This window comes from Schaedlerella arabinosiphila, assembly GCF_003885045.1.
GTDB lineage: Bacteria > Bacillota > Clostridia > Lachnospirales > Lachnospiraceae > Schaedlerella > Schaedlerella arabinosiphila.
Genome location: NZ_RHJS01000002.1, coordinates 1,200,309 through 1,215,467 on the forward strand (window position 1 = coordinate 1,200,309; position 15,159 = coordinate 1,215,467).

Genomic DNA, 15,159 nt, shown 5'->3' on the forward strand with positions numbered 1-15,159 from the left:
TGCTTATATTTTAAATTTATTCTGACAATATAATGCTGTTTTCTGCCAATTTATTCTCTACTATTTCCCTCTATAGAATACTATAATTTCCACAAGAAAGCAATAAAAACAGAAAGAGGAAAGAGGTAAAACTTATGGAAAACAAAAAGCAAGATATTTCACAAAAAGTAAGCGGGATTGAAAAAATATCCTACGTATTAGCAAATCTGGGAAATATTCCAATTCAGGCGCTGATCGGTTCTTATCTGCTGATCTTTTATACCAATGTCTGCGGACTGAATCCGGCAGCCTGTGCCACATTGTTTTTAGTGGCGCGGATATTGGATGGGATTAATGACCCGCTGGTAGGATTCTGCATCGACCATGTGCCGAACACGAAGATGGGACATTTTCGGCCGACCCTGATGGTGGGAACGATTTTATGCTCGGCAAACTTCGCGCTGCTCTGGTTCGGGCCTATGATGGCGACAAGCGGAAAGTTGGTCATCGCGTATATTTCCTATCTCCTGATCGGCGTACTGTTCCCGGTTATGGATATTTCGCTGAACAGTATGCTTCCGGTTATGACTGCGGACATGAAAGAGCGCAATGCTTTGAGCAGCATCAAAGGCGTGGCATATACACTGGGATATGTAGGATTTACCATGCTTGCTCCGATCATTCTGGGCGAGACCTCCAATGCGGATGGATATGTGAAGCTGATTGTGATCGCAATTGTGATTATTATGGCGTTTTCTATCTTAGGCGCATTCGGGATGAAAGAACGGGTTCTGCCGCAGTCGGGGAAACGTTATGGACTAAAGGACCTGATCCATATCATCACCCGGAAACCGGTCGGGGTTACATTTTTGATGAATTTATGCTACATGGTCGGGACGAATATTGTAAATGCGGCAAATGTATATTTTTACAGCTATGTGCTGGGAGATCTGAAAATGCTGAGCATTGTTTCCATGCTGCCGCTGATTCCATCCATTGCGATGATGACAATGATTGGCCCATTGATCGCAAGGTTTGGGAAAAAGAAGCTTTACTGCATCGGTCTGGTCGGATTTGGAATCATGCCGCTCTTACGGCTTGTCAATGTAACCAATATACCGATCCTATTAGCGGCAACGTTCCTTGGAGGCTGTGCTAACGGACTGATTACGCCAATCATGTACGGTATCCAGGCAGATAATACGGATTATGTAGAACTGGTTACAGGACAGCGTACGGAAGGGGCCATTGCTTCTTTATCCAGCTTCGTGACAAAATGTGGTATGGGGATTGGCGGGGCGATACCCGGATATATTCTGGCAGCAGTGGGATTTGACCAGACACTGACAACACAGCCTGCAGGAGTAAATTCCGCAATTGTGCTTTGTGTCATTGTAATCCCGTCCATATTGTATTTTATTGGTGCGGCAGTTTTCGCAAAATGCTACCCCCTGACAAAGGAAAAGCTGGAAGAGCAGAATGCAGTATTGGAAAAGCAGCGTGCGAAAGGATAAAAAGGAATTGGTTAAGGAGAAAAGGACATGATAAAAATCAGGGAATTAGAAAAACCGGATATCCAATACTGGCCGGACATCCGCTGGTGGCTGGCAGAGGGATTCCATACGGATCAGACGCTGAAAACGGAAATCCGTTCTTTGTACAAGGCAGGTTTTGGGGCTGTGGAATTTCTTGCAATGGAAGAACAGGGAGTGGATTCCAGTGTGTATGGATGGGGGTCGGAGGAGTGGATTCATGATACACATACCATCGTGCAGGAGACTACAAAACGCAATATGGGCGTCAGCATGACCAGCGGGACGAACTGGTCAAATGCCAATCTGATCACGATCACGCCGGATGACAGGGCGGCATCAAAGGAACTGGATGTGGCAGAAGAACGTGTTCTGTCAAAAACGGAAAGACATGGGGAAATTTTGAGATCTGTGCTGACCATGCCGGGCGTGACAAAGCAGGAACTAGTGGCAGTTGTGGCGGCACGCATAGAAGAAGAGACGGAAGGAAAGATCTATCTGGACCGAAACGGCATCTTTGTCCTGACAAGCAGGGTAAAGGACGGAAAATTGGATTGGCAGGCGCCGGGAGACGGGGATTATATGCTGTTTTACTTCTGGCTCCATGGAACCGGACAGACAGCGCAGCCATCCGTAAGCACATCTTATACGATCAATTATATGGATCAATATGGGGTGGAAGCCTTTAAAGAATACTGGGACAGCACGGTCCTGACGGAAGAACTTAAAGAGAACCTGCATAAAAACGGCCGCGGCATGATGTATATGGATTCTCTGGAGCTTGGTACATTTGGCAAAGGCGGCCAGCTTTGGGGATATCATTATCTGGAGGAATTTGAAAAAAGAAGGGGATATGATCTGACGCCGTATCTGCCCTTTGTTCTGAAAGAATCCGGGATGATGCAGTTCGTGTTTGAATACCATTATCATTGCAGGGATGAAGCGTTTATTGAAAAGCTGCACAATGATTTTTACCAGACTATGACGGACTTATATATGGAAAATATGCTCCATCCGATGCAGGATTGGCTGCATGGCCACGGCATGACTCTGCGCGCGGAAATTTCCTACGGGCTGCCGTTTGAAATCTCACAGCCCGGAAAATATGTAGACGGTATCGAGACAGAATCACTGGAATTTGCATCCCAGATCGAATCCTACCGCAGCATGGCAGGAGCGGCACATATTTACAATAAGACATTTTCCAGCGAGACCGGGGCAACCTTCCTGAATTATATGATGGGGCTGGATTTCTATACACAGATTATCTATACACAGTTTGCGGCAGGCGTCACGAAAACGGTCTTACATGGATATTCCAGCATTGCCGGGACGGAAGGCACGACCCAGTGGCCCGGCCACGAGGGGATGTGGCCCATTTTCTCAGAACGCTTCGGCAGCCGCCAGCCTGCTTTCCGGCATTACAATGACTGGACCTCCATGCTGGCCCGTTTCCAGATGCTGCTGCGCAGAGGAAAGCCGCGGATGGATCTTGGGATACTGCGTCTGGACTATTATATCAACAATCAGGTGTTTGCAGGATATGAGGAAGAAGACTTTTACGCAAATAAGATGATGCGCGGTAATGAAGGAATGTACTGGAAAGATATGAGGCTGCAGAACCAGGGATATACATGGGATTATTTCGCCCCACAGCTTCTGGAAGAAGCGTTTGTGCAGTTCTCAGATGGCAGACTTTTGCCGGACGGACCGGGGTATCGGGCATTGATCATTTATCAGGAGGCGCTTCCGCTGAAATCGGCCAAAAAGCTCTTATCCCTTGCAAGAGCAGGACTTCCGGTTCTTTTGGTAAATGGGGTCAATGAAACACTGCGTCCTTTCGGGGTATCCAAAACCCATCGGAGGGCGGCATCCAAGACCCCGTTCCTGAAAGAAAGTGATGAGCAGTTAGAAAATATTATGGAGGAGGTAAAGCTTCTGCCAAATGTGAGGGTGGTGGAAAAACAGGAAGACACATGCCGGGCGTTGAGGGAAATGGGAATCCTTCCTGCGGCAGAATTTGCTGAAAGCAATCAGAATATCCTGACCCATGTAAGACAGGATGGCAGTAAAATCTATGTATATACATACAACATGAAATATACGGAAAGCCAGCCTCATTCATTTGTATTGAAAGTACAGGGCGAGGGCCGGCCTTACCGGATCGACTGCTGGAATGCAGAGGCAGAAGAAGTCGGTGTGTATATATTCCGCGGCGGACGGACCGAATTTGAGGTTTCGCTGGCTCCGGGCGAGGCATGCATCTATGTGATTGATTTGTCACGCAGGGAAGAGATCCATGCAGTATATACAAATGCCGGAGGCTTGCAGAAAAACGGAGAAGGATTCCAGGCATCTGTCTTCGAGTCCGGGGACTATGAAGTGAAATTTTCCGATGGAAGGAGCTGCACATTTTCCGCAGAGGTGCCAGAGGATATTTCTCTGCCGGTCTGGAACCTTACTGTGGAGGATTGGAATGAAGGGGACAAAGAAAGTATCGTGGAAGACCGGGGCAAAGGCTTTATCACAAAAGAGATTTACTACAAAACAAAAAAAACACGATTGAAGACGGGAGAAATAAAACTAAAGCCATGGAAAGACATTCCGGCCGTCGGAGAAGAAGTTTCCGGAATCGGATATTATACGGCAGAAGCAGAGCTTCCTGATGACTGGGATGAGGAATGCGGCGCATTGCTGCAGATCGGTTCCCTGAACCGGCACACGGCAGCAGTCTTTGTAAACGATAAAAAGGCGAGGGCTGTGGATATAGACCGCCTGTCAGTCGATATCAGTGAATTGCTGCATGCGGGAAAGAATAAGCTCCTGGTAGAAGTGTCCACCAGCCTGAATAACCGGCTGCGGGCGAGGAATTATTATGAAAGCGGGAATGCGTCTTCCCAAGAGCTTGCCGCAAGCGCGAATAATGCGCTGGAGGTCACGGAAGAGGGCGGAGAGGCACAGGAGACATCGGCGGATTCTATGTTCCATATCACTGCGAAAGTAAGAGACTACGGCATGACCGGGGAGGTGAAGCTTCGGACGTACAGAAAATTTTCAGACTGGATGGGAACAGCCGGAAAGACGGTATAGCAGTCACCCGGGATTATGGCGGAGCGGCCATGATCCCGAGGAAAGATGCCTTTGACATTCAAAAACCAGGACATTGCGCCGCTTCCAGCCCAGACGTTCATTTCCCACGGGCCTGTACAATCCGCCTGGCCTTTTCGATATCGTCCTTATGGACATAGAAGATATATTCATACATCAGACCGGGATTTTCGCCAAAGCTTCCCATACGGGCCCTGGAGCCTGCATCCGCAGGAGACGGGCTCTTTCGGTTGATCACCTTTACGGAATAGTCAAGCCCGTTTTGCGCCAGTAAGCTGCGGATCTCGCTCTGCTCCTGCATGGAATAGGTGATATAGGCTTCTCTACGGTTGAAAAGGGTAATCATAGTTTTCCTCCTTATCTCTTTGCGGCTTCATACATCTTTTCATTCCAGTATAGACGGATTGGCAGAGTCTGTCAAATCCTTGCGAAGGGAGCCGGCGTTTTTATCATGTTTGTCTTGTAATGGAACTCCGGATAAGATATAGTAAAAACAAAAACGGATAAAGTAAGGAGATTACCCATGGCAAAACAAAAGAAGACCCCCGCGATTCAAATTCCATCCGGCGATGCCGAAATCATCTGCCGGGATTTTGAAGCGTTCTGTAAGTATCTCGTTGAACATAAGGCAAAGCTTTCTAAAACCACTGCGCATATCGGAAAAAAAGATTGCTTTGAACTGAACAGGCTTTTCCATCGAAAAGAAGAATATGAAAAAGCGACCCGGTTTCAGAAGCATTATCCTGTGATTCACTTTTTTTACTACGCTGCCTTAAAGTATCATATTCTGGAGTTAAACGCGGCGGAAACCGGTATGGTGTATGGCAGGAACTATACCCTGTTCCAAAATGCTCCCATATTGGAGCGATATACGCTGTTCCTTCTCAATTTCCTGTATGATGTAAATTTTTTGAGAGACAAGTATGCCCTATCTCATATCCGGCCATTCTTCCAATGGTATGAAACAACAAAACCCGAGACAGGAAACGTATATCCGTGTATGTATGGGGTGTTTCCCGATGAGTATTCTTCCGAAAAAGGAATCACGGCTCATCTGGAAGAACTTCGTCTGATCAGGATACAGAGAAAAGGGGAGATGCAAGCAGCGTTTGTTCCCTGGGAAATCGAAGTGCTTCCTGCTCTGAATGCAGCTTTCCGTCTGTATCATGAGATCCATATCAGAGAAGAAGGCATATGGGAGAAAGAGAAGAAAATAGAAAGCTTCTTTCTCAAATCAATGGATGTTCTGGAGCCTGGACAGAAAAAATATACATTGTCAGAGATTTTTATGCCAGCTCAGATTGAGATTTTGGATCAGACCGTAGATCTGGAAGTCAGTATGAGATATTATGACTGCAGCCGCACGATCCGGATGAATCAGAGGAACTCCCTGTATGACCTGCATATGATGATCCAGGAAGCGTTCGACTTTGACAACGACCATCTGTATGAATTTTATGTCGGGAAAGAGCCGCTTCAAAAAACATACTCTGTCCCGGAATCTATGGGTTCGGGAGCGGCAGAGTCCGTATATAAGACTGCATTGGGAAAACTGTCTCCTAGAAAAGGGATGAAATTTACCTATCTGTTTGATTTCGGAGATTCCTGGTGGTTTGAAATCAAGGTGGTCAAAATTGCAGACGGATCTGTGTCAAAGCCTGTGATCGTCAAGTCAAAAAATCCGGCGCCGATGCAATACCCCATGTGGGATGAGGAATATGATGAAGAGTATGACGAAGACTACGATGAAGATTACGATGAGGAAGAATAGGATATAGAAAAAAATTAGCAGCCATTTGAAACAGCAGCAATCGAAAATGCAGACCCGGCAAACCAGAGACGTCTGTTTTTCGATTGCTGCTGTTTTGGATACCATCGTATGCAGAAAAGCCGCCAGCGGCAGGTTTTCTGTATATCCGTGTATGTAAAAAAGGGAGACAGATTTTTCGCGCTATCAGAAATCAATTCACCTGGGCCATGGGCTGGAACAGATCCTCCGCGCTCTGGTGCTTCTTCCGGTATTCCTGGGGCGACATCTGGTATTCCGAACGGAAGATCCGCGAAAAATGATCCGCCGAATTGTAGCCCACGCACTCCGCAATCTCACTGATCTTCATTTTCGTATTGATCAAAAACGAGGTGGCATCGGCCATCCTGAGCTGCTTGATCAGCGCCGTAAAGCCGCAGCCGGTATTCTGCTTGATCAGCGTACTCAGATGGGGCTCGCTGTAGTGGAAAAATTCTGCCAGCGACGCCAGCGTCAGCGTCTGGTAATTGTGCTGGATATACTGCAGGATCAGGGAAAAATCCGTTCCAAGCTGGTAATTGTAGAACTGCACCGTTTTACTGTAATCCCGCAGTAAATGTGAAAAAAACAGGTGAATCCAGTTGATCGCGTTGCTGTTGCTGAACGTATCCTGCTTGTAGCATTCGGCCATGGCGTTTCGGACGATGATCTTCAGCCAGTGGATATCGTCGGAGTAAAACAGCAGATAGTTGGAGTGGGCATCCCCCTGCAGGATCGTGCGGAAAAAGTGGGAGAGCAGGTTTTTCTGCGACATCAGGGAGAAAAAAGTCGTGTTAAATGTACTCTTCCGGATCATAATCGTAAATACAACGGATTCGTCGTCATTGATGATCACGTCATGCTTAGAGGAGGGCGCAATGATACACAGCTCTCCGGCTTTTAAAACTCTCTGCTCATTTTCAAACGCCAGGTCGCATTCCCCGGAGGCGACGAAATTGATCTCAAAATAATTGTGCGTATGCTTGTACGGCCGCGTATAACGGGGATGCCGGATGATGTAGACGTCCCGTGCCAGGGGGATGATATCATGCTCCGGAACATCGGAGGAGACGGACTGGTATGGAGTCAGTGCAAGGACAAAGGAATTGACAGCCTTGTCAAATTCCTCATCCGTCAAATCTCCGAACATCTTATTCGTGGGAAGCTCCGGGGGCGGAGTGGGGGACATCATCCCCTTGCGGAACAGATAGTCCGTCATCTCCGGAAACTGCATCCGGCTTCCCGTTCGTTTAAAGTAGTCTTGCAGGTGATACTGAAATTCACCGTAGGTTATATAGTATGGCATAATACCTCCCAGTTGCGTATAAGCAGAAAAAATGTGCTGCCAGTATATTTCCATTGTACCAAGTCGCTAGCGCGACGGCTAGCCCCAATTACATAAAGCCGCCACATTTTCCCAAAAAAAGTAGCAGTTTCCATATTTTTGTAGTATTGTTAAGATACCCCTACCAAAACAATCGCATTATACGGGAACTGCTATGCTTAGTTTATCATGGATCTTTACTCTTAACAACTACATTTTTTGCTTTTCGCGTCCACCTCCTTTGGATGAACTGTCACTTTTTACATTTTATCTTACAAAGGAGGTCCCATTATGGACAATTATCTGAATTCTTACCGGGAAATGATTTCCCTACGCGGCCTTACACACCACACAGTGACATCCTACTCCACTTATATTTCTGCTTATCTGGATTATCTTTCCGTCTTCCTATGCAAAGACCCTCAAGATGTCTCCTGGCAGGAACTCCGCGATTTTATCCGCTGGCTACAGAAAGTCCGTTCCCTTTCGGACAGAACCATGAACGCTGTCATCTCACAGCTCCGTTTTTTTACCATCTATGTGCTCCACAAAACATGGGATGATTCCCAGCTTCCCAGGCGCAGGTTTGACGAATATCTTCCCTATGTCCCCTCCCAGAAAGACACCTGGACTTTTATCTCCACCATTCCCGATCTTAAGGTCAAGGCCTTTGTCACCCTTCTGTATTCGGCTGGATTACGTTCCTGCGAAGTCCGGAATTTAAAATGCCCTGATATTGAGCATTCCAACAAGCGTATCTTTATACGGCAGGCCAAAAACCGTTCCTCCAGATATGCCATCCTTTCGGATACCGCATGGGATACCATCCTGGAATACTGGTATTCCTTCCCGGCAGGGGCTCGCCCAAGGGACTGGCTGTTCACACAGCAGCGGGATAAAACCAGGCCCCTCAACCATGAGCATATCCCACATCATATCGCTCTGCATGAAAAACGGCTGGGATGGGAACACCGGATCTCCTGCCATACCTTCCGGCACGCTTTCGGTACCCACCTCTATGAGAATGGCACGGATCTGCTTACCATCAAAGCCCTGCTTGGACATAAATCTATTACTTCTACCACGATCTACGTCCATCTGGCTTCTAATGGTACAACCTGTGCCGTAAGCCCCCTGGACAGACTGGCAGGTGAATATCGTGGCCGAGTATAAGATACAGAAGATCTTTCAGCAAAACTGGGAATCCTTTTGTGCTTCCTCGGCTCCCTTCCCTGTTCAGGAGAAGGCAGCACATGCCATCATGAACTGCAAGACCGGCAGCCTGGGATTCTCCGTCTCCCGGTGCCAGGATTGCGGACACATAGAAATCCACAATAATTCCTGCCGGAATCGGAACTGTCCCAACTGTCAGGCGGTACAAAACGAGATCTGGGTGGACAAGCGACGGGAGGAGGTCATTGATTCCCCATATTTTCATGTGGTATTTACACTTCCTCATGAGTTGAACCCCCTGCTCTACTGTAACCAGACACTTTTATACAGCCTTTTTCACAAATGCTGCTCCCAAACACTTTTAGATCTGTCACAGAATCCGAAATACCTCGGGGCAGTCCCCGGCATCATCCAGGTCCTGCATACATGGAACCAGGAGCTTTCCTACCATGTACATATGCACTGTATTGTTTCCGGCGGCGGACTCACAAAAAACCGTCAGGTCAAAACTTCAAAGGGCACATTTTTTATCCCGGTACGTGTCCTCAGAGAGAAGTTCAAAGGGAAATACCTCTCTCTTCTGGAGGAATACTACCGCTGCGGAAAGCTTGTGTTTTCCGCTTCCTGTGAAAAGCTGCGGAATCCTTACGAATGGAAAGAATTCAAAGACCTCCTTTACGGAAAAGACTGGTGTCCTTTTATAAAAGAAACCTTTCGCGGTTTCGGCAACGCCCTTGAGTATCTTGGCCGTTACACACATAAAATCGCGATCTCAAACAGCCGGATCCTTTCTGTTACGGATTCCGAAACTACATTTTCCGCCAGGGCAAAGAACCCCGGAGGACACAGGCGGCAGATATCTCTGAAAAATGAAGAATTCATCCGGCGTTTCCTGATGCATGTGCTTCCTCATGGATTTCAAAGGATCCGCTACTATGGATTTCTCAACAACCGGATGAAATCCAAAAACCTGAAACTGATCTTCAAGCTGCAAGGATATCAGAGATTTAAACGCCGGTATCAGGATCTGTCCATAGCGGAACTGCTCAAGGCAGTCTGGAATTTCGATATACGGGTCTGTCCGGAATGCGGCTGTATGAACATGAAGCACCTGGGAAGGGTTTATGCGAAACCGCGGTAAAGTGCCTTCCCATCCATACTGTTTTTTTAAGATCTTCCAAGGGAAGGTCTGCGAAGCATGCCCAAATTTATTTTGAGCCCTCAGCATCCTGTTGGATTTCATAGGTTTTCGGATTGTTTTTTCATTTTCAGGCTCTCCGGGAGGATACAATCCCCATACCTTTTTCGGCTAAACGTCCGCGACTTGCTACAATTGCGAAGAATCAGATTCCGAGCAGTTCTGTGTTTTTCCAGAGCTGCTCTTTTAATCTGCTCTGAATCTGATACTTCACTTAATAATTATAGCAGATGGCATCTCTTTTGCAAGGAAAAATCATTTTGCGGCTACAGAGCGCCGCCGAACCAGCTCCGTACCGAGCCGGATTTTTTCCATCGGCGCCCCCGGCTGCTCCAGCCGCGTCATGAGGCGGGAAACGGCAGCCTCCCCCATGGACTGCTTGGGTACCCGTATGGTGGTAAGGGACGGCTCGATGACGGTGCAGAAAGGAATATCGTCAAACCCGACCACCGCCACATCATCCGGAATCCGGTACCCCATCTTTTTAAAAGCCTTCATGGCGCCCAAGGCGATCCAGTCGTTGTCCGCAAAGTAGGCCGAAGCGGTGGGCGTCCCGGCCTTCAAAAGCTCCAGCATATCGCTGTAAGCACCGTCCATGGACGGGGGAAGCCGGTGGACGATGGAGCTGGAGGTGGACAGGCCGTGGGTGCGGAGCGCCTTGTAAAAACCGTCCTGCCGTTCGTTAAAGTTGCTGATCGGATAGAAGGAATGCAGGTAACCGGGCTGGCAGCGGGTACGCTTGATCAGGTGGCTGACCGCCTGGAACGCCCCCAGGACATTGTCCATCAGCACACAGTCGCAGGCAACCCCTTCCATGGACGTATCCAAAAAGATCACCGGAAAAGGCAGATGGGAAAAATGGGTATAATCCTCCGGCATCATCTCGGTTCCAAGCAGGATCATGCCCACACAGTCAGAGAACTGGATCTCCTCGATCTCCCGTTCCAGCTCCGAATCCTCATACAGATAAGTCACCTTCATCCGAAATTCCGCTTTTTTGCAGCCGGAGGCAATCCCCTCCGAAACCTGGGAAAAGAACGGCGTGTCCCCCACCACGGCGCCGTGCTTTTTATAGATACAGAAATAGACCGTTCCGGAGGCCCTTTTTTTCTCCGAGATCCTTGTAAAATCATAGCCGTATTTTTCTGCGGCATCCAGCACCCGTTTGCGGGTCTCTGTGCTGACCCCGTGCCGGCCGTTTAAGGCAATGCTGACAGCGGCCGGCGATAAATTCAGTTTTGCTGCGAGTTCTTTTGCGGTAATCTTCATCTAAAATCTCCTTCATATTTAGCGGCAGGTTTTCCTTACTTTTGTTTCGATTCACAGCCAGATAAAAACTGCCAATCCGCTTTTTGCAAGCAGCGTTTGACGGATCTGACTTAGCTGTCAAGGGCAGTTCTGCATGATCAGACATATGCGCAAATACGTGCGATATTGGCATGGCAAAGCCTTAAGTGAATGACATTGACTGTGAATTGTAACATGTTTTTACAATCAGTATGCATGATTTACCTGAGAAATGCAATAGAAGTAGATGAAATTTAGTAATAATTTAGTTTAAAACACTTAATAATCGAATGAAATTTAGAAAATTATGTATTATGATGATACCAGATTCAAGATAAGGGGAACGGAAGAACACAGATCTGTCCGGGATGCAGATGATCCGCTGTTTTTCGCGGCATTTGCTGTGAACAGAAGGCAGGCTGCAATTCAAAGCCGGATCGACTGGGGACTGTAACCAAAACATGCAATCAAAGAAACGGAGGAACAAACATGGCAACGATAAAAATCGGCTACGCACCAACAAGAAGAAGTATTTTCAGCGCGCCCGACGCGGTAAAATACCGGGGGCTGACGGCGCAGCGCCTTAAGGAGCTGAACATTGATTTTGTGGACATCACGGACATCAACGAAGAGGGTCTGCTCTACGATGACGGGGACCGCATCAAAATTGCGGAAAAATTCAAGCGGGAAAACATCGACGGGCTTTTCCTTCCCCATTGCAATTTCGGAACCGAATTTGAATGTGCCCGCCTTGCCAAGGACTTAAACGTACCGGTTCTTTTGTGGGGACCCTTGGACGAGCGGCCGGAAGCGGACGGCACCAGGCTCCGGGATACCCAGTGCGGCCTGTTCGCGACAGGAAAGGTACTGCGGAGATTCAACATCCCCTTTACATACATGACCAACTGCCGCCTGGAAGACCCGGTATTTGAGCGGGGCCTGCGGGATTTCCTGGCAGTCTGCAATGTGGTGAAGACCTTCCGGAACATCCGCATTTTACAGATTTCCACAAGACCCTATGAATTTTGGTCCACCATGTGCAACGAAGGAGAGCTTTTGGAGAAATTCAACATCCAGCTCACCCCCATCCCTATGCCGGAGCTGACCGATGAGATGAAGAAGGCAAAGGAAGAGGGCAGGGAGGTAGCGGAAGTGATCCAGTACTGCCGGGACCATATGGAGATCTGCGTCAAGGACGAAGAACTGGAAAACGTAGCGGCCCTCAAAGTGGCAATGAAGCGCCTGGTAAACAAATACGGCTGCCAGGCAGCGGCCATCCAGTGCTGGAACCAGCTCCAGTCCGAGATCGGCATTATGCCCTGCGCGGCAAATGCGCTGATGAACGAGGAGGGAATTCCGGTGGTCTGCGAGACAGACATCCACGGAGCCGTCACCGCTCTGATCACCGAAGCGGCAAGCCTGGGAGAGAAGAGAAGCTTCTTCGCGGACTGGACCATCCGCCATCCGGATGTGGCAAACGGGGAACTGCTGCAGCACTGCGGCCCATGGCCCATTTCGGTGGCAAAGGAAACACCGAAGATCACCTATCCATTAGCATTTGATCATCCCGGCAGCATCACCGCGGAGGCACACCACGGCAAGGTGAGTCTGGTGAGATTTGACGGAGACCACGGCGACTATTCCCTGCTCCTTGGAAACGCGAAGGGAATCGAAGGGCCGAAGGGCATGGGCACCTACCTCTGGGTAGAGGTGGACAACATCAAACGCCTGGAGGCGAAGATCGTGGAAGGCCCGTACATCCACCACTGCGTCGGCATTCATGAAAATGTAGTGCCGGTCTTATACGAAGCATGTAAATATATCGGAGTCACACCGGATCTGTACGATCCGATCGAGGAAGACGTAAAAGCATACCTGAGAGGGGAGGACGTTGCATTATGAGCAATTTGAAAGCATTGGCTTATGAAATGCGGGAACGCACCATTGACATTATCGTAGAAGGGAAAACCGGACACATCGGCGGCGATATGAGCGTCATGGAGATCCTGACCGAGCTGTATTTTGACCAAATGAATATCAGCCCGGAAAATATGGACGATCCGGACCGAGATAAATTTGTCATGAGTAAAGGCCATTCCATGGAAGCCTACTATGCGGTGCTGGCGGAAAAAGGATTTTTCCCGATTGAGGAAGTGATTGAAAAATTCAGCAAATTCGGTTCCAAATACATCGGCCATCCCAACAACAAGCTGCCGGGTATTGAGATGAACTCCGGCTCTCTGGGACACGGGCTGCCGGTCTGCGTGGGCATGGCGCTGGCGGCAAAGATGAATGGGCAGGGATACCGCACCTATACCGTAATGGGCGACGGAGAGCTGGCGGAAGGCTCCGTGTGGGAAGGCGCCATGGCCGCAAGCCATTACAAGCTGGATAATCTGTGCGCAGTGGTAGACCGAAACCGCCTCCAGATCTCCGGAAATACAGAGGACGTGATGGCCCATGACGACCTCCACGAACGATTCCGGGCATTTGGCTGGCATGTCATCGATGTAGCGGACGGCAACGACATTTCCCAGTTAAAGGCGGCCTTCGAGGAAGCAAAAGAAACCAAAGGGAGACCTACGGTACTGATCGCCAACACGGTCAAGGGAAAAGGCTCCCCGGTGATGGAACATAAAGCAGGATGGCACCACAAGGTACCGAACCAGGAGGAACTGGCGCAGATCAGAAAAGATCTGAAGGAGAGAAAGGAGGCGCTGCTCCATGAATAAGATAGCGAACAGACAGGTCATTTGTGACGTATTGGTTGAGGCGGCAAAGGAGGATAAGGATGTGGTGGCGCTCTGCAGCGATTCCAGAGGAAGCGCGTCCATGACGAAATTTGCGGACACCTATCCGGAGCAGTTCGTGGAAGTGGGGATTGCGGAGCAGAACCTGGTGAGCATTTCCGCAGGTCTGGCAAAATGCGGAAAGAAGCCTTATGCGTCCTCGCCGGCCAGTTTCTTAAGCACCAGAAGCTACGAACAGTGCAAGGTGGATGTGGCCTACTCCAACACCAACGTAAAACTGATCGGGATCAGCGGCGGCGTCAGCTACGGGGCTCTCGGCATGAGCCACCATTCCGCCCAGGATATCGCGGCTATGTGCTCCATTCCCAACATGCGGGTCTATATCCCCAGCGACCGCCTGCAGACAGAACATTTATTCAAGGCTTTGCTAAAGGATGAGAAGCCGGCATACATCCGGGTCGGCAGAAATCCGGTGGAGGATGTCTACGAAGAAGGAAACGTGCCCTTTGAAATGGATCGTGCAACGGTTCTGAGGGAAGGTACAGATATTGCCATCATAGCCTGCGGGGAAATGGTAAAGCCGGCGGCGGATGCGGCAAAGCTTCTGGAAGAGAAGGGCATCCATGCCGCAGTCGTGGATATGTACTGTATCAAGCCTCTGGACAAAGCGGCCATCGTAAAAGCGGCATCCGGGGCAAAGGCAGTGCTCACGGTGGAGGAGCATGCGCCCTTCGGAGGACTGGGCTCCATGGTCAGCCAGGTGGTGGGAAGCGAATGCCCGAGAAAAGTGGTCAACCTTGCCCTGCCTGACGCGCCGGTGATCACCGGAACGTCAAAGGAGGTATTTGACCATTACGGACTGAATGCGGAAGGAATCGCAAAGAAAGCCATGGAATTGCTGTAAAGACGATCATAGATAGCCACATCAGAAGGATGCTGTCCGTAGATTCTGATGTGGCTTCAATCAAAATAGGAAGGGATGGCAGGAATCAGCATACTGGCATCCAGATGAAGGATGGGGT

General features: G+C 49.0%; 12 protein-coding genes. 9 read left to right on the forward strand and 3 right to left on the reverse strand.

Features of this window, described 5'->3' with window-relative positions; genetic code table 11:
* The first annotated feature begins 134 nt into the window (after positions 1-134).
* The gene (locus EBB54_RS05990) at positions 135-1,493 is read left to right on the forward strand and encodes an MFS transporter (RefSeq protein ID WP_125126745.1); all 1,359 of its coding nucleotides are present in this window, start codon (positions 135-137) and stop codon (positions 1,491-1,493) included.
* A gap of 27 nt (positions 1,494-1,520) precedes the next feature.
* Complete coding sequence (locus tag EBB54_RS05995; protein ID WP_125126746.1) at positions 1,521-4,601, forward strand: glycosyl hydrolase; 3,081 nt, start codon at positions 1,521-1,523, stop codon at positions 4,599-4,601.
* 97 nt (positions 4,602-4,698) lie between these two features.
* Here EBB54_RS05995 and EBB54_RS06000 read toward each other — a convergent pair whose 3' ends face one another.
* The gene (locus tag EBB54_RS06000; protein ID WP_125126747.1) at positions 4,699-4,965 is read right to left on the reverse strand and encodes a hypothetical protein; all 267 of its coding nucleotides are present in this window, start codon (positions 4,963-4,965) and stop codon (positions 4,699-4,701) included.
* A 177-nt stretch (positions 4,966-5,142) separates the two neighbouring features.
* Between EBB54_RS06000 and EBB54_RS06005 the strand changes: the two genes are divergently transcribed.
* Positions 5,143-6,390: a plasmid pRiA4b ORF-3 family protein gene (locus tag EBB54_RS06005; RefSeq protein WP_016296903.1), complete on the forward strand. Its 1,248-nt coding sequence runs from the start codon at positions 5,143-5,145 to the stop codon at positions 6,388-6,390.
* A gap of 190 nt (positions 6,391-6,580) precedes the next feature.
* On the opposite strand, the gene EBB54_RS06010 is transcribed toward EBB54_RS06005, so the two are convergent.
* A complete protein-coding gene (locus tag EBB54_RS06010) occupies positions 6,581-7,711 on the reverse strand; it encodes an AraC family transcriptional regulator (RefSeq protein ID WP_016296902.1) in 1,131 nt (376 codons plus the stop codon).
* Positions 7,712-8,020: 309 nt separating this feature from the next.
* Here EBB54_RS06010 and EBB54_RS06015 point away from each other — a divergent pair, with 309 nt between their 5' ends.
* Both EBB54_RS06015 and EBB54_RS06020 read left to right on the forward strand, forming a co-directional pair.
* A complete protein-coding gene (locus EBB54_RS06015) occupies positions 8,021-8,902 on the forward strand; it encodes a tyrosine-type recombinase/integrase (protein WP_125126748.1) in 882 nt (293 codons plus the stop codon).
* Positions 8,889-10,043, forward strand: coding sequence for an IS91 family transposase (locus EBB54_RS06020; protein ID WP_125126749.1), 1,155 nt, complete (start codon positions 8,889-8,891; stop codon positions 10,041-10,043). The genes EBB54_RS06015 and EBB54_RS06020 overlap by 14 nt, the downstream gene beginning before the upstream one ends.
* 312 nt (positions 10,044-10,355) lie before the next feature.
* On the opposite strand, the gene EBB54_RS06025 is transcribed toward EBB54_RS06020, so the two are convergent.
* Positions 10,356-11,369, reverse strand: coding sequence for a LacI family DNA-binding transcriptional regulator (locus EBB54_RS06025; RefSeq protein WP_125126750.1), 1,014 nt, complete (start codon positions 11,367-11,369; stop codon positions 10,356-10,358).
* 325 nt (positions 11,370-11,694) lie between these two features.
* Here EBB54_RS06025 and EBB54_RS30080 point away from each other — a divergent pair, with 325 nt between their 5' ends.
* From EBB54_RS30080 to EBB54_RS06040, 4 genes are read left to right on the forward strand one after another with little or no spacing between them, the layout of a single operon-like run.
* A complete protein-coding gene (locus EBB54_RS30080) occupies positions 11,695-11,841 on the forward strand; it encodes a hypothetical protein (protein ID WP_154677775.1) in 147 nt (48 codons plus the stop codon).
* A gap of 35 nt (positions 11,842-11,876) precedes the next feature.
* Positions 11,877-13,289, forward strand: coding sequence for an L-fucose/L-arabinose isomerase family protein (locus EBB54_RS06030; protein WP_125126751.1), 1,413 nt, complete (start codon positions 11,877-11,879; stop codon positions 13,287-13,289).
* Positions 13,286-14,119: a transketolase gene (locus EBB54_RS06035; protein ID WP_016296899.1), complete on the forward strand. Its 834-nt coding sequence runs from the start codon at positions 13,286-13,288 to the stop codon at positions 14,117-14,119. The genes EBB54_RS06030 and EBB54_RS06035 overlap by 4 nt, the downstream gene beginning before the upstream one ends.
* Complete coding sequence (locus EBB54_RS06040; protein WP_004068958.1) at positions 14,112-15,041, forward strand: transketolase family protein; 930 nt, start codon at positions 14,112-14,114, stop codon at positions 15,039-15,041. Before EBB54_RS06035 ends, EBB54_RS06040 begins: the two co-directional genes overlap by 8 nt.
* The last annotated feature ends 118 nt before the right edge of the window (positions 15,042-15,159 follow it).